This window comes from Nocardioides furvisabuli, from assembly GCF_021083185.1.
Classification (GTDB): Bacteria; Actinomycetota; Actinomycetes; order Propionibacteriales; family Nocardioidaceae; genus Nocardioides; species Nocardioides furvisabuli.
Genome location: NZ_JAIGQB010000002.1, coordinates 517,699 through 532,235, shown reverse-complemented (window position 1 = coordinate 532,235; position 14,537 = coordinate 517,699). Strand labels below are relative to the sequence as shown.

Sequence of the window (14,537 nt, the reverse complement as noted above, 5' to 3'; positions counted from 1 at the left end):
CCCGAGAACATCGAGGGCAGGAGTGGGGGACCCACAGGTTCCACTGCCGGTGCGTGCAGCAGCACGCCACGGCTCGGGGTGAAGCCACCCCCTCCTCCGGGAGGGCGGCGGCGGGACACCTTCCGGTCCCAACCCGACAGCTCACCTCACAGGCGTGGGAAAGGACCCACCTCATGCCTGCGACCCCTCGCACGCTGCGCACCTGCGCGCTCGCCCTCGCCGGGCTCGGGCTCTCCGCCTCGACGCTCACGGCCCTGCCCGCCGCCGCGGCCGACGGCGACTCCGCCTCGGTCACCACGACGGCCACGAAGACGACCGCGAAGCGCACCGCCGCGCGCCGCGTGTCCGCCCGCGTGCTCAACGCCCGCGACATCGCCATGCGCCAGCGCGGCGACGCCTACGCCTACGGTGCCGCCGGCCCGAACCGCTTCGACTGCTCCGGACTGATCCGCTACAGCTACTCCCGCGCGGGCTTCGACGTGCCGCGCACGTCCCGGGCCCAGGCCGGTCACACCCGACGCGTGGCGAAGAAGGACATGCGTGCCGGTGACCTGATGTTCTTCCACGGGAGCGGCGGCGTCTACCACGCCGCGATCTTCCTGCGCTGGTCGAAGGGCCACGCGGTGATGCTGCACTCGCCCGGCTCGGGCCAGCGCGTCCGCGTCGCTGTCCCGTGGACCTCGCAGTGGTTCGGTGGGACCCTGCGCCGCCGCTGATCTACCCTGTGGCGCGCCTTCCCCGAACGGGGAGGGCGCGCCTCCACACTTCCAAGGCAGAGTCCCCCGCTCGATCGGAGTTCCCCCGTGCGTCACCGCCTCCACACCTCGGTCGCCGCGCTCGTCGCGGCCTCGCTCCTCCTGGCCGGCTGCGGCGGCAGGGACGGGCAGGAGGCGCCGGCGGACGCCGCTCCGTCCTCGGAGCCGACGGCCTCGGCGTCCAGCGAGCCGCCGGAGCCGTCGTACTGGCCCCTCACCGGGCTCGAGCGCACCGGCAAGCCCCCGAAGCACCCGGTGATCGTGACCAAGGTCGACAACACCTCCTCGAGCGCTCCGCAGGTCGGCCTGGGCGCGGCCGACCTCGTCGTCGAGGAGCTCGTCGAGGGCGGCTACACCCGCCTGGCGGCGTTCTACTACTCGAAGGTGCCTGCCAGCATCGGCCCGGTCCGCTCGATGCGCGCCAGCGACATCGGCATCGTGCCCGAGGGCGCCACGGTCGTGACCAGCGGCGCCGCGCCGATCACCATCAAGCGGGTCAACGGTGCCGGCATCCCGTGGATCACCGAGGGCGCCGCCGGCGTCTACCGCGAGACCACCCGCTCGGCGCCCTACAACCTCTTCGCCAGGCTGGGGGAGATCTCCCGACGGCTGGAGGCCGAGGAGGAGCCGCCCGCCTACCTGCCGTGGGGCACGCCGGCCGACCTCCCGAAGGGCGCGAAGGCTCGGACCCTGACCGCCGACTTCGGCGCCCACTCCACCAGCTGGCAGTTCCAGGGTGGCGGCTACGTCAACACCGACTCCTACGCCGCCGAGGGCGACGAGTTCCCCGCCGACTCCGTGCTCGTCCTGCGGGTGCAGGTCGGCGACGCCGGCTACCGCGACCCGGCGGGCTATCCCGTCCCGGAGACGAAGTTCGAGGGCAAGGGCGCCGCGCTGCTCTTCCACGGCGGTCGCGTCATCCGCGGCACCTGGTCCAAGGACGGCCTCACCGGCGCCATCGAGCTCGCCACGAAGCGCGGCGAGCTCACCGTGCCGGCCGGCAAGGTCTGGGTCGAGCTGGTGCCGGCGGTCAACGGCGACGTCACCTTCGCGAAGTAGCGCCACCGTCCAGGAGCTGGCGGAGCCCGGCCACGATGACGCCGGCCGCCTGACATAGTGGACGGCATGCAGCTGGCATCGGGGATGCTGCTGGTGGCGACACCGGCCCTGCAGGACCCCAACTTCGTCGACACGGTGGTGCTGCTGCTCGACGTCACCGACGACGGCGCCCTCGGCGTCGTGCTCAACCGCCCCTCGCAGGTGCTGGTCGCCGACGTGCTCGAGCCGTGGAGCGACGTCGTGGCCGCCCCCGAGGTCCTGTTCCGCGGCGGACCCGTCGGCACCGACGGTGCGCTCGCCGTGGCCCGGCTGTGCGACCCGGACGACCCACCCGTGGGCTGGCGCCCGGTCGCGGGACTGCTCGGCATGGTCGACCTCGACACCCCCGCCGAGCTCGTCGACGGCTCCCTCGCCGCGATGCGCGTCTTCGCGGGCTACGCCGGGTGGGGCGTGGGCCAGCTGGCCGGGGAGATCGAGGAGGGCAGCTGGTACGTCGTCACCGGTGAGGCCGGCGATGCCTTCCGCGGTGAGACGGACGGGCTGCGCCGCGACGTCATGCGACGCCAGCCCGGGATGCTCGCCTGGCACGTGAACCGGCCCGTCGATCCGGACATGAACTGAGCTCCGCGTTAGGCTTGCCCATCATGAGCACCATCGGATTCTCCCCGGGCAGCCAGACGATCGAAGAGCGTCAGACCGTCCCGACGGACGAGGGTGACCACGAGCGGTTCTCCCACTACGTCCCCAAGGACAAGCTCACCGAGGCGATGGTCATGGGCACCCCCGTGATCGCGCTGTGCGGCAAGGTGTGGGTGCCGTCGCGGGCGCCGGAGAAGTTCCCGGTGTGCCCGGAGTGCAAGGAAGTCTGGGAGTCGATGAAGTCCGGGGACGGCTCGGGTTCGGACGGCTCGGGTCCCGAGGCGTGACGGGGCGCCCCGACGCGCCGCTGCCTCCCGCGTGGCCCGACCGGGCTGCCTGGGGCACCGCGCCCTCGCTGCGTGCCTGGCAGCAGGCGGCGATGGACCTCTACTCCTCGCGCCAGCCGCGCGACTTCCTCGCGGTCGCGACCCCCGGTGCCGGCAAGACGACCTTCGCGCTGACCGTCGCCGCCGACCTCCTCGGGCGTCGTGTCGTCGACCGCATCATCGTGGTCGCTCCGACCGAGCACCTGAAGACCCAGTGGGCCGAGGCCGCCGCACGTGCGGGCATCCCGATCGACCCCGCCTACTCCGCGGGCAAGGGCCGCACCTCCGACGACTACGTCGGGATCGCGGTCACCTACGCCGGGGTCGCGGTGAATCCGCTCGCGATGCGGATCCGCACCGAGCGCTCGAAGACCCTCGTCATCCTCGACGAGATCCACCACGCCGGCGACGCGCTGTCGTGGGGCGAGGGCGTGCGCGAGGCGTTCGACCCCGCGACCCGCCGGCTCTCGCTGACCGGGACCCCGTTCCGATCCGACATCAACCCGATCCCGTTCGTCACCTACGCCCCGGGCGACGACGGCATCCCCACCTCGGTCGCCGACTACACCTACGGCTACGCGCACGCGCTGTCGGACCACGTCGTGCGCCCGGTGCTGTTCATGGCCTACTCGGGCGAGATGCAGTGGCGCACCCGCGCCGGTGACGAGATCACCGCCCGCCTCGGCGAGCCGCTCACCAAGGACATGCACGCCCACGCGCTGCGTACGGCGCTGGACTCGAAGGGGTCGTGGATGCCCGCGGTGCTGCAGGCGGCCGACCGGCGCCTGTCGGAGGTACGCCGTCACGTCCCCGACGCCGGCGGCATGGTCATCGCCAGCGACCAGGAGACCGCGCGCGCCTACGCCGGGCTGCTGAAGAAGATCTCCGGCGAGTCGCCCACGGTGGTGCTCTCGGACGAGAAGGGCGCGTCGAAGAAGATCGCGACCTTCACCGACTCCGACAAGCGCTGGCTGGTGGCCGTGCGCATGGTCTCCGAGGGCGTCGACGTGCCGCGTCTCGCCGTCGGGGTGTGGGCGACCACCACCTCGACGCCGCTGTTCTTCGCCCAGGCCGTGGGCCGCTTCGTGCGCGCCCGCTCCCGCGGCGAGACCGCGTCGGTCTTCCTGCCGTCGGTGCCGCACCTGCTGGAGTTCGCCTCCGACATGGAGGCGCAGCGCGACCACGTGCTGGGGCGTCGGGTCACCGACGAGGGCGACATCTTCGCCGCCGAGGACGACCTGCTCGCCCAGGCCAACGCCGAGGAGGGGACGTCGGAGGAGCTGGAGATGTCGTGGGAGGCGCTCGGGTCCACCGCGTCCTTCGACCACGTCCTCTACGAGGGCGCCCAGTTCGGCCACTCGGGCGAGGTGCACGCCGGCTCGGAGGAGGAGATGGACTTCCTCGGCATCCCCGGCCTGCTCGAGCCCGACCAGGTGCGCGAGCTCCTGCACTCGCGCCAGAGCGAACGGGCGCGCAAGCAGCGCGCCGACGGCGGGGGAGACCGCGTGGTGGAGTCGGTGGCGCAGATGAGCACCCACCAGCAGCTCGGCGTGCTGCGCCGCGAGCTCAACGGGCTCGTCGCCGCGTGGCACCACCGCACGGGCCAGGCCCACGGAATCACCCACTCGGCGTTGCGCAAGGAGTGCGGAGGCCCGCCCGCCGCGGTCGCCAACGCCGAGCAGCTGCACGAGCGGATCAACCGGATCCGCGAGTGGGCGATGCGCCAGACCTCCTGACGCGGCTCCTGCTGCCATGCTGTCCCCATGGCCTCGGAGACCTCGCAGACGCTCGACCGCGGGCTGAGGGTGCTGCGGGTCCTCTCCGAGAGCCCCGGCGGGCTGACCGTCACCGAGCTGTCGGGGCGGCTCGAGGTCAACCGCACGGTCGTCTACCGCCTCGTCAGCACCCTCGAGCAGCACGGGCTCGTGCGCCGCGACGCCCGCTCGCGGCTCTTCGTCGGGCTCGGTGTGCTGCACCTGGCCAGCGGGGTCCAGCCGCTGCTGCGTGACCTCGCGATGCCGGTGCTGCGCCGCCTCGCCGAGTCGGTCGGCTCCACCGCGCACCTCACCGTCGCCGACGGTGACGAGGCGCTCGCCCTCGCGGTCGTCGAGCCCACGTGGACCGACTTCCACGTGTCCTACCGCGTCGGCGCCCGCCACCCGCTCTCGCAGGGTGCGGCCGGGAAGGCGATCTCGCTCACCGACCCGGCCGGGTCGGCGTACGCCGTCACGAGCGGCGAGCTGCAGTCGGGTGCGCGCGGTCTGGCCGCCCCGGTGCTCGGTGTCGAGGGCCTGCACGCCAGCGTGGGCGTGGTGACGCTGGACGGCGCGATCGACGAGGACGTCGTGGCGCCGCAGGTGCTGGCCGCAGCCCACGAGGTGGCCGAGCGGCTGAGGTGACGGCCAGGCTCAGCCGTCGCGCGGCCCGATCATGCCGGTGGGGGGCTGACCGCCGACCGAGCCAGCGGCAGCACCCGGTGCGGGATCTGGGTGGCCAGGGCGATCACGGTCGTCGACCGGTCGATCGCGGGCTCGGTCAGCACCAGGTCGATCACGCGCTGGAGGTCGGCGTTGGACCGTGCGACCACCCGCGCCCACATGTCGCCCGCGCCGGTGATCGTGTAGGCCTCGAGCACCTCGGGGATCTGCGCGAGGTGGGCCGCGACCGCGTCGTGGCCGCCCGCGCTGCCCGAGCCCTGGCGGATCTCCAGGGTCAGGAAGGCCATCACCGGGTAGCCGAGCGCCTCGGGGGAGAGGTCGGGGCCCCAGCCGGTGATGACGCCTGCAGCGGCGAGCTTGTCGAGCCGGGCCTGCACGGTGCCGCGCGCGATGCCGAGGCGGCGGCTCGCCTCCAGGACGCCGAGCCGAGGCTCGCTGGCGAACAGATCGATCACCTTGCCGTCGATCTCGTCCAACTTCTGCTCCCTGACTGTGCAACCTGTCCAACGTTTCGGCGTACTCTTGCACACCTTGCCTGTCGTTGGCAGGGTTCGACCCATGACGACTGACATCGCCTCGACCGGTGGCGCCCTGACCGTGGACGAGATGAAGGCCGACCTCTCGCTGGAGCAGCTGCGCCAGCTCGTCGGCCTCGTGGAGTACGACGCCGATGCCGACCCCTTCCCGGTGACCGGGTGGGACGCGATCTGCTTCGTGGTCGGCAACGCGACGCAGGCCGCGCACTACTACGCCTCCGCGTGGGGCATGGAGCTCGTCGCCTACTCGGGCCCCGAGAACGGCAACCGCGACCACAAGTCCTTCGTGCTGAAGTCCGGGTCCATCAGGTTCGTGCTCAGCGGCGCGGTCTCGCCCGACAGCGACCTCGTGCGGCACCACGCACGCCACGGCGACGGCGTCGTCGACATCGCGCTCGAGGTGCCCGACGTCGACCAGTGCATCGCGCAGGCGCGCGCCGCCGGCGCGACGGTGCTGCAGGAGCCGACGACCGTCACCGACGAGCACGGCTCGGTGCGCATCGCCGCGATCGCGACCTACGGCGAGACCCGTCACACCCTCGTGCAGCGCACCGTGGACGGCCAGGCGTACGCCGGTCCCTACCTCCCCGGCTATGTCGCGCTCGCGCCGCGCTGGGAGAAGAAGGACGACCAGCCCAAGCGCCTGTTCCAGGCGCTCGACCACATCGTCGGCAACGTCGAGCTCGGCAAGATGGACGAGTGGGTCACCTTCTACAACAAGGTGATGGGCTTCGTGAACATGGCCGAGTTCATCGGTGACGACATCGCCACCGACTACTCCGCGCTGATGTCGAAGGTCGTCGCCAACGGCAACCACCGCGTGAAGTTCCCCCTCAACGAGCCCGCGGTCGCGAAGAAGAAGTCGCAGATCGACGAGTACCTCGAGTTCTACGACGGCCCCGGTGCCCAGCACCTCGCGCTCGCGACCGGCGACATCCTCGCCACGGTCGACGCCCTGCGTGCCAACGGCGTGGAGTTCCTCAACACCCCGGACTCCTACTACGAGGACCCCGAGCTGCGCGCGCGCATCGGTGAGGTCCGCGTGCCGATCGAGGAGCTGAAGAAGCGCGGCATCCTCGTCGACCGCGACGAGGACGGCTACCTCCTCCAGATCTTCACCAAGCCGCTCGGCGACCGGCCGACGGTCTTCTTCGAGCTCATCGAGCGCCACGGCTCCCTCGGCTTCGGCAAGGGGAACTTCAAGGCGCTCTTCGAGGCCATCGAGCGCGAGCAGGACGCCCGCGGGAACCTCTGACGAGCGTTGCTTCGCCTGAGCGGTGAGTGGGACAGGTTCCCTGAGTCGGAAACCTGTCTCACTCACCGCTCGGCCCATTCCTGGTGGACCAGCGGTGCGTGGAGCATCTTCCGCCGCTGCAGAACGTGCCTCACTCACCGCTCCCGGATGCCGCGTACGCCGACCCGTGGACGTATCGAAGAACGATGCCCTATCGTTTGTCGACACCATCGACATTCGACATGCGGGGGATCCATGGACAGCACGCGCGGCAACGACCCGTTGAGGACCCTCGAGCTCCTGGTCGGGATGATCGTCTCCGTGATGGCCCTGCTCGCCGGCCTCGTGCTGGTGGGCACCGTCGTCGGCACCGGGGCCATCCCGGGGGTGAACGCCGAGGTGTGCGCCTCCACGGCGGGGGACGCACCTGCCTTCCGCAGGACCGAGGGTGACTCGACCGGTCCGGTGGGCCTGGGCGAGGGGATCACGTGGCGCGCCGACGAGGTGCAGATCTGCGACCCCGACCCGGACGGCGCCACGCGGGCGCTCGCGGTGCTCGGCCTGGTGGTGTGGGCCGGGGCGCCCCTGCTCTTCTTCTCGCTGCTCTGGCGCCTGCTGCGCCGCGCGCGTCGGGAGGGAGTCTTCGCCGACCGGGTGCCGGGCGAGCTCCGCACCCTCGGACGGATCCTGATCGCGTGGGCAGCGCTCGACTTCTTCGTGTCCGGGTTGGTCGACGCCGCACTGCTCACCCGGATGACCGACAGCACCGTGATCCTGTCCGGTGACGTCCCCTGGCTGCCGGTGCTCGTGGGTGTCACCCTGCTCGCACTCGCACGCGTCATCGCGCAGGCGGTCGACCTGCGGCGCGATGCCGAGGCCACGATCTGATGGCGCGACGAGCTGCGGGCCGCTCAGCGTCCGAGCCGGAGCCCGACGAGTCGCACGGTGTGAGCGTGCACCTCGACGAGGTGCTGGCGGCGCGGGGCATGACGCTCACCGAGCTGGCCGACCGGGTCGGCGTCACCGTGGTCAACCTCAGCGTGCTGAAGAACGGGCGGGCCAAGGCGGTGCGGTTCAGCACCTTGACCGGGATCTGTCGGGCCCTGGACTGCCAGCCGGGAGACATCCTGCGGGTCGACTGAGAAACTGCCGCCATGATGATCCGCCCGGCCGAGCTGGCCGCCATCAAGGCCGGCACGGTCGACCTCGCGTTCCGTCGCTGGGCGAGGCCGCGGGTCGTGGTCGGCACCAGGATGCGTACGGCGGTCGGGCTGATCGAGGTCACCTCGGTCGAGCAGGTCGGCGTCGCGAGCCTGCGCGCCGAGGACGCCCGCCGCGCCGGCGCACCGTCGCTGGCCGCGCTCAGGGCGGCGCTCGCCGCCCGACCGGACGACCCCGCCTGGCGGATCGGGCTGGCCTACGCCGGTCCCGACCCGCGTGAGCTGCTGCGCGAGAGCATCCCGGACGCCGACGAGATCGCCGCGATCCACGCGCGGCTCGACCGCCTCGACGGCGCCTCGGCCCACGGGGCGTGGACGCGCGAGACCCTCGACCTGATCGACCTCCACGCAGGTGTGCGCGCGCCCGACCTCGCCGCCCGGTTGGGGCGTGAGACACCGGACTTCAAGAAGGACGTGCGCAAGCTCAAGGAGCTCGGGCTCACGGAGTCCCTGGCCATCGGCTACCTGCTGTCGCCGCGCGGCCAGGCCGTCGTCGACGCCGGCCTGCCCGAACCGCGCGTACGCCGACCGCGCGAGGAGGGCACCCCGCTGCCGCGCGCCATCGGCGCACCGGCCACCCGCGCGCTGCGCGCGGCCGGGCTGACCACGCTCGAGCAGGTGGCCACCCGCTCTGCCGAGGAGCTGGCCGCCATGCACGGGGTCGGGCCGATCGCGATCGCCAGGCTGCGCGAGGCGCTCGCCGAGCAGGGCGCGGAGCTGGCGGAGGAGTAGCCCTCCGGGCGATCAGTGGGCGAGCAGTCCCACGCCGAGCACGCCCATGAACACGGCGATGCCGGAGTCCAGCACCCGCCACGCGCTCGGTCGGGAGAACACGCCACGCAGCAGGCGTGCGCCGAAGCCGAGGCCGAAGAACCACAGCACGCTGGCCACGAGGGTCCCGGAGACGAACCACCACCGGTCGTCGCCGAAGCTGTTGGCGACGGTGCCGAGCATGAGGACGGCGTCGAGGTAGAAGTGCGGGTTGAGCCAGGTCAGCGCGAGCGTGAGGAGGACGGCCCGACCGGGGGTGAGGGTGGTGCCCTCCCCGGTGTCGAGCGCGGTCGGGCGCCACGCGCGCATGGCGGCGTGCAGGCCGAAGGCGATCAGGTAGAGCCCGCCGAGGACCTGGGCGACCGGCAGCACCGAGGGCCAGCGCTCGAGCACGACGCCGAGGCCGGCGACACCTGCGGTGATGGCGACGACGTCGGAGACCAGGCAGGTCAGCACGATGGGCAGGACCTGCTCGCCGCGGATCCCCTGGCGGAGCAGGAAGGCGTTCTGTGCGCCGACGGCGATGATGAGGGCGAGCCCGGTGAGCAGACCGGTGAGAGCAACCTGGAACATGTGATCAACGCTAGGTGCTGGAGGTGCTTCAATCCAGCGAACTATTTTCACTAATCATTAGGATGTCTAAGTATGAAAGACATCACCCAGCTCGACCCCGTCGCGCTGCGCACACTGGCCGTCGCGGTGCGGCTCGGCACGTTCGAGGCGGCCGCGCGCGAGCTGCACGTCACCCCCTCCGCGGTGAGCCAGCGGATCAAGGCCCTCGAGACGCGGATCGGCCGGGTGCTGCTGCACCGGGTGAAGCCGTTGGAGCCCACGGAGGCGGGACTGGTCCTGGTCCGGCTGGCGACCCAGACAGAGCTGCTGGAGCGCGAGGCCGTCGCCGAGCTGGTCGAGGAGGACGACGGTGACGGGACGTCGTACGCCTCGCTGCCGATCGCGGTCAACGCCGACGCGCTCTACGGCTGGTTCGTCGATGCCCTGGCCGAGGTGCAGGGCCGGCACCGGGTCGTCTTCGAGGTGGTGCGCGAGGACCACACCCGCACCGCCGAGCGGCTGCGCCGCGGCGAGGTGATGGCGGCGATCACCGGGGAGCCGAAGCCGGTCCCGGGGTGCCGGGTCGTGCGGCTGGGACGCCTGCGCTACGCCGCGGTCGGGACCCGCGACTTCCACGCGGCCCACTTCGGCGACGGCGTCGGGTCCGCCTCGCTCGCCGAGGCGCCGATCGTGGCCTTCGACCGCAGCGACTCCCTGCAGCACGACTTCATCCGGCGGGTGACCCGCCGCCACCTCGCGCCACCGGTGACCTACCTGCCGTCGGTGCGCGAGTTCGACCGTGCCATCCGGGTGGGCATGGGGTGGGGGCTGCTGCCGGAGTCCGACGTCGCGGGGCAGCTGGCGAGCGGGGACCTGGTCGAGCTGGTCCCGGGGCGCCGTCCGGAGGTGGCGCTGTTCTGGCAGCACTGGCGCCTGGGCTCCGCGCTGGTGGACGACCTGACCGAGGCCGTGGTCGGCGCGGCGCGCGGCTGGATGGCGAGCTGATCGTGGTCTTGACGAGATCTTCGGTTCGCCTGACAGGTTCTCCCGTGCGGTCCTAGGCTCCGGGGCGGGATCCAGCTCGGAGCTCATCCACGGACCGGAACGGGGGAACCCTGTGACACGTCGCAGCAGCGCAGCCTGGGCCGGAGCCCTCGGGGCCGGTCTCCTCATCGCCCTGACCGGGTGCGGCGGGTCCGGCGAGGCCGCGGCCAGCAAGGGCGGCGAGGTCGTCCTGGAGGGCGAGCAGCTCGAGGGCCTGGTCTCGCAGGTGAACAAGATGGGCATCGTGGAGTGGCACGGCCAGCTGCTCACCAAGAACCCCGACAACGGCGGCAAGCGCATCTTCGACCTCGACGGACGCTTCAGCCCCTCGACCGGCTACAGCGAGCTCTCGATGGACTCGGTGATCGACGGCAACGCCCAGCAGGTCGACTACCTCGTCGTCGCCGGGCGCACCTACTTCAACAGCGAGTCGTGGGGCCCGAACGCAGCCACCTGCTACGTCGACATCACCGACGACGCCGACCGCAGCTGGGCGCTCCCGACCGACCTCGACCCGACCTGGCCGGTCACCGCGGCGCGGGCGATCCGCCTGGCCGGCGACGGCGTGAGCGTCGGCGTACCCGCCCAGGACGTGATCACCGGCATGCCCCGCGGGCTCTTCCCCGCCGTGCCCGCGGCGCTCGACGGCGTCGAGGCGAAGGCGGTCATCACCCCGCACGGCCACCTGATCGAGGTCGGCGTCGACGTCGTCAACATGTGGGGCGAGGTGCCCCCCGCGGAGCTCAAGAAGATCGACACGCGCAAGGCCGGCTGGTGGGCGATGACGATGAAGGAGTCGCAGAACGGCGCCAACATCGTGCCCCCGCAGCACGTCTTCGACCCCGCCGTCACTCCGCCCAGCCAGTGCAAGCGGGCCTGAGGCTCCTCGTCAGAGCACCTTCGAGAGGAACGACTGGGTCCTCTCGTGCTGGGGATCGGCCAGCACCGCGGAGGGCTCGCCCTCCTCGACGATGACGCCACCGTCCATGAAGACGAGCTTGTCGCCGACCTCCCGGGCGAAACCCATCTCGTGGGTCACGACCATCATCGTCATGCCCTCCGCGGCGAGGTCCTTCATCACGGCGAGCACGTCGCCGACGAGCTCGGGGTCGAGGGCCGAGGTGGGCTCGTCGAACAACATCATGTCGGGCTCCATCGACAGCGCCCGGGCGATCGCGATGCGCTGCTGCTGGCCGCCGGAGAGGTGGGCGGGGTACGCCGACTCGCGGTCCGCGAGGCCGACCTTCTCCAGGTTGCGACGGGCGATCTCGATCGCCTCGTCCTTCTTGCGTCCCGCGACCTTCTCCTGGGCGATGGTGAGGTTGCGCAGCGCGGTCATGTGGGGGAAGAGGTTGAACTGCTGGAAGACCATGCCGATCCGGGAGCGCAGCTTGTCGACGTCGGCGTCGGGGTCGGTGATCTCCTGGCCCTCGACGAAGATCTTGCCCTTGGTGGGGACCTCGAGCAGGTTGACGCAGCGCAGCAGGGTGGACTTGCCGGAGCCCGACGGGCCGATGACGCACACCACCTCCCCGTTGTCGACGTGGAAGTCGATCCCGGTGAGCACCTCGTTGTCGCCGAAGTACTTGTGGAGGTCGACGACGTCGATGGCGGCGGGCGTCCCTTCGGTGCGGGTGTCGCGGGAGGTGTCGGACATCAGCGGGCCCTCTCGGCTCGAGCTTCCATCCGGCGCACGATGATCGAGAGCGGGACGGTGATCAGGAGGTAGCACATCGCCGCGAGGAAGAGCGGCGTCAGGTTGACGTACTCGGACAGGCTCTGGCGACCGAAGGAGGTGAGCTCCTGGTCGGCGAGGCCGAGGCCGAGGATGTAGACCAGCGAGGAGTCCTTGGTCAGCAGGATCAGCTCGTTGGTCAGCGGCGGGAGGATGATGCGGAAGGCCTGTGGCAGGACGACCGAGATCATCGCCCGGGTCTGGCTCATGCCGAGCGACCGAGCCGCCTCGAGCTGCCCCTTCGGTACCGCCTGGATGCCGGCGCGGATGGTCTCGGCCATGTAGGCCGCCCCCACGAGGCCCAGGGCCACCGTCACCGTGCCGAACGTGCCACCGGGGATCACGTAGCCCGGGAACGCGATCGGGATGCCGTACTGGAACGCGACGAAGACGATCAGGGCCGGGACCCCCCGGAAGAACTCGATGAACACGGTCGCGATCCACCGGTAGGGCGCGACCGGGGAGAGGCGCATCAGCGCCAGCACCAGGCCGAGCAGCAGCCCGAAGACGAACGCTCCGGCGGTGTAGATGATCGTGTTCTTCAGTGCGACGGTGATGATGCGCGGGAACAGCTCGGGGACGATCTCGCTGTTGACGAACTGGTCGCGCAGCTGCGCCCAGTCGGCGAGGATCGCCACCGCCACTGCGGCGAGCACCAGGACGGCGTACTGGATGCCGCGGCTGATCCGCGCGCGCTTCCGGGGGGTCAAGGCCATGGCTCAGGCTCCTGTCGGAGTGGAGGGTGTCACTCGGACGCGGGAGCCTGGCCGAACCACTTCTCGTAGAGCTCGTCGTAGGAGCCGTCCTCCCGTGACTCCGAGATCACGGTGTTGATCGAGTCGAGGAGCTCGTCGTTGCCGTCCTTCTTCACCGCGAAGCCGTACTCCTCACCGGTGTCGAACTCGGCGGTGACGAAGACGTCGGGGTTGTCCTTGGCGAAGTCGAGCAGCGGGCCGTTGTCCTGCACGGCCGCATCGATCTGCCCGCTCTTGACCGCGGTGCTCTGGAGGCCGAGGTCCTCGAAGACCCGGACCTCGACGCCGTCGGGGGCGTTCTCGTCGACGTAGATCTCACCCGTGGTGCCGGTCATCACGCCGAGTGACTTGCCGTCGAGGTCCTCGAGGGAGGTGATGCTCTCGTCGTTGGTGAGCAACGCCTGAGTGGCCTCGAAGTAGCCGTCGGAGAAGTCGATGACCTCTGCCCGCTCGTCGGTGATGGTCATGCCGGCCGCAGCCATGTCGCACTGGTTGGTGTTCAGGGCCTGTCCGGACTGGATGCCCTCGAAGCCGGTGATCACGAGCTCGAGCTCGAGGTCGTTGGCCTGGGCGATCCGGTCGGCCATGTCGATGTCGAAGCCGACGACCTCGCCGCCCTGGCGGAACTCGAAGGGCTTGAAGGGCAGGGAGGTGCAGACGGTGAGCGTGCCCTCGGTGATGACGTTGGCGCCCGACTCGGTGGTGGTGGCCTCCTCGACGGCGCAGCCGGCGGCGCCCAGGCTCAGGAGTGCGGCAGCGACGCCGACGGTCAGGTTTCGGGTAGTCATGCCCAGCACGCTAACCATCACGGAGCGCCCGAAATCATGCTCTGGCGGGGCCCACGCGAAGGCGCCGCTCGATCGTCGCAGGACTGACACGAGGACGTCATGAGACTGGTGTCGGACCGATGCGGAGTCTTGTCACAATCGTGACCATGCCGACCTATGTGGCCTTCCTGCGCGCGATCAACCTCGGTGCGCGGCGCACGTTCCCCAAGGACGCGGTCAAGGCCGCCACCGAGGCCGCCGGCGGCACCGGGGTCGAGACCTACGCCAACACCGGCAACGTCCGGCTGACGCACCCGGCGCGGTCGGCGGCGAAGGTGCGCGCGGCCCTCGAGGACGCGTACGCCGCCGAGGCCGGCTTCGAGGTGCCGACGGTCGTCTTCACGACCGCCGAGCTCGCGGCGCTCACCGCACGGGCCGAGGAGCTGCACGTCGAGCACGAGCCAGGGGGCCAGCACTACGTCACCCTTTTCTCCGTCGCCCCCGACGCCGCCGCGGTGGAGGCGGCGCACGCCCTCGAGCTCGAGGGGGAGACCATCGTCGTCGACGACCGAGCCGCCTACGTGCTGCTCGACGGTGACATCCACACCTCCAGGGTGCTGTCCAGCAAGCAGTTCGACGCGCTCGGCCAGGGCACCGCGCGCACGGTGAAGGTGCTGCGGACCGTCACCGACAGGTGGTGCTGAGG

18 protein-coding genes are annotated in these 14,537 nt (G+C 71.1%); 13 read left to right on the top strand and 5 right to left on the bottom strand.

Going from position 1 to position 14,537, the window contains the following annotated elements; translation table 11 throughout:
* Positions 1 to 173 precede the first annotated feature (173 nt).
* The 6 genes from K4G59_RS05795 to K4G59_RS05770 all read left to right on the top strand — a co-directional run bounded on the left by K4G59_RS05795 (position 174) and on the right by K4G59_RS05770 (position 5,178).
* Complete coding sequence (locus K4G59_RS05795) at positions 174 to 716, top strand: C40 family peptidase (RefSeq protein ID WP_231249971.1); 543 nt, start codon at positions 174 to 176, stop codon at positions 714 to 716.
* A gap of 87 nt (positions 717 to 803) precedes the next feature.
* Positions 804 to 1,814, top strand: coding sequence for a DUF3048 domain-containing protein (locus K4G59_RS05790; RefSeq protein WP_231249969.1), 1,011 nt, complete (start codon positions 804 to 806; stop codon positions 1,812 to 1,814).
* A gap of 66 nt (positions 1,815 to 1,880) precedes the next feature.
* Positions 1,881 to 2,435 (top strand): YqgE/AlgH family protein, encoded by a 555-nt coding sequence (locus K4G59_RS05785; RefSeq protein WP_231249968.1) that lies wholly within the window; start codon positions 1,881 to 1,883, stop codon positions 2,433 to 2,435.
* 23 nt (positions 2,436 to 2,458) lie between these two features.
* Positions 2,459 to 2,740: a DUF3039 domain-containing protein gene (locus K4G59_RS05780; protein WP_207082229.1), complete on the top strand. Its 282-nt coding sequence runs from the start codon at positions 2,459 to 2,461 to the stop codon at positions 2,738 to 2,740.
* Complete coding sequence (locus tag K4G59_RS05775; protein WP_308189353.1) at positions 2,737 to 4,515, top strand: DEAD/DEAH box helicase; 1,779 nt, start codon at positions 2,737 to 2,739, stop codon at positions 4,513 to 4,515. The genes K4G59_RS05780 and K4G59_RS05775 overlap by 4 nt, the downstream gene beginning before the upstream one ends.
* Before the next feature lie 27 nt (positions 4,516 to 4,542).
* A complete protein-coding gene (locus K4G59_RS05770; protein WP_231249966.1) occupies positions 4,543 to 5,178 on the top strand; it encodes an IclR family transcriptional regulator in 636 nt (211 codons plus the stop codon).
* Positions 5,179 to 5,207: 29 nt separating this feature from the next.
* Here K4G59_RS05770 and K4G59_RS05765 read toward each other — a convergent pair whose 3' ends face one another.
* Positions 5,208 to 5,693: an Lrp/AsnC family transcriptional regulator gene (locus K4G59_RS05765; protein ID WP_231249964.1), complete on the bottom strand. Its 486-nt coding sequence runs from the start codon at positions 5,691 to 5,693 to the stop codon at positions 5,208 to 5,210.
* 82 nt (positions 5,694 to 5,775) lie between these two features.
* Here K4G59_RS05765 and hppD point away from each other — a divergent pair, with 82 nt between their 5' ends.
* From hppD to K4G59_RS05745, 4 genes are all read left to right on the top strand, one after another.
* Entirely contained in the window at positions 5,776 to 7,008 is a 1,233-nt protein-coding gene (gene hppD, locus K4G59_RS05760; protein ID WP_231249963.1) for a 4-hydroxyphenylpyruvate dioxygenase, read from the top strand.
* Between the two features lie 234 nt (positions 7,009 to 7,242).
* A complete protein-coding gene (locus K4G59_RS05755) occupies positions 7,243 to 7,875 on the top strand; it encodes a DUF2975 domain-containing protein (protein ID WP_231249961.1) in 633 nt (210 codons plus the stop codon).
* Positions 7,875 to 8,129 (top strand): helix-turn-helix domain-containing protein, encoded by a 255-nt coding sequence (locus K4G59_RS19905; RefSeq protein WP_269209643.1) that lies wholly within the window; start codon positions 7,875 to 7,877, stop codon positions 8,127 to 8,129. Before K4G59_RS05755 ends, K4G59_RS19905 begins: the two co-directional genes overlap by 1 nt.
* A gap of 12 nt (positions 8,130 to 8,141) precedes the next feature.
* Positions 8,142 to 8,939, top strand: coding sequence for a helix-hairpin-helix domain-containing protein (locus K4G59_RS05745; protein ID WP_231249960.1), 798 nt, complete (start codon positions 8,142 to 8,144; stop codon positions 8,937 to 8,939).
* A 12-nt stretch (positions 8,940 to 8,951) separates the two neighbouring features.
* On the opposite strand, the gene K4G59_RS05740 is transcribed toward K4G59_RS05745, so the two are convergent.
* Entirely contained in the window at positions 8,952 to 9,551 is a 600-nt protein-coding gene (locus K4G59_RS05740; protein ID WP_231249958.1) for a LysE/ArgO family amino acid transporter, read from the bottom strand.
* A 72-nt stretch (positions 9,552 to 9,623) separates the two neighbouring features.
* Here K4G59_RS05740 and K4G59_RS05735 point away from each other — a divergent pair, with 72 nt between their 5' ends.
* Positions 9,624 to 10,535: a LysR family transcriptional regulator ArgP gene (locus K4G59_RS05735; protein ID WP_231249957.1), complete on the top strand. Its 912-nt coding sequence runs from the start codon at positions 9,624 to 9,626 to the stop codon at positions 10,533 to 10,535.
* A 112-nt stretch (positions 10,536 to 10,647) separates the two neighbouring features.
* Entirely contained in the window at positions 10,648 to 11,454 is an 807-nt protein-coding gene (locus K4G59_RS05730; protein WP_231249955.1) for a hypothetical protein, read from the top strand.
* A gap of 9 nt (positions 11,455 to 11,463) precedes the next feature.
* On the opposite strand, the gene K4G59_RS05725 is transcribed toward K4G59_RS05730, so the two are convergent.
* Genes K4G59_RS05725 through K4G59_RS05715 form a run of 3 tightly spaced genes read right to left on the bottom strand, consistent with a single transcriptional unit; the run spans position 11,464 to position 13,852 of the window.
* On the bottom strand, positions 11,464 to 12,231 hold the full coding sequence (locus K4G59_RS05725) for an amino acid ABC transporter ATP-binding protein (RefSeq protein ID WP_231249953.1): 768 nt from the start codon (positions 12,229 to 12,231) through the stop codon (positions 11,464 to 11,466).
* On the bottom strand, positions 12,231 to 13,025 hold the full coding sequence (locus K4G59_RS05720; RefSeq protein WP_231249951.1) for an amino acid ABC transporter permease: 795 nt from the start codon (positions 13,023 to 13,025) through the stop codon (positions 12,231 to 12,233). Before K4G59_RS05720 ends, K4G59_RS05725 begins: the two co-directional genes overlap by 1 nt.
* A 29-nt stretch (positions 13,026 to 13,054) precedes the next feature.
* The gene (locus K4G59_RS05715; RefSeq protein WP_231249950.1) at positions 13,055 to 13,852 is read right to left on the bottom strand and encodes a basic amino acid ABC transporter substrate-binding protein; all 798 of its coding nucleotides are present in this window, start codon (positions 13,850 to 13,852) and stop codon (positions 13,055 to 13,057) included.
* 146 nt (positions 13,853 to 13,998) lie between these two features.
* On the opposite strand from K4G59_RS05715, the gene K4G59_RS05710 reads away from it, so the two are divergent.
* The gene (locus K4G59_RS05710) at positions 13,999 to 14,535 is read left to right on the top strand and encodes a DUF1697 domain-containing protein (protein WP_231249948.1); all 537 of its coding nucleotides are present in this window, start codon (positions 13,999 to 14,001) and stop codon (positions 14,533 to 14,535) included.
* The last annotated feature ends 2 nt before the right edge of the window (positions 14,536 to 14,537 follow it).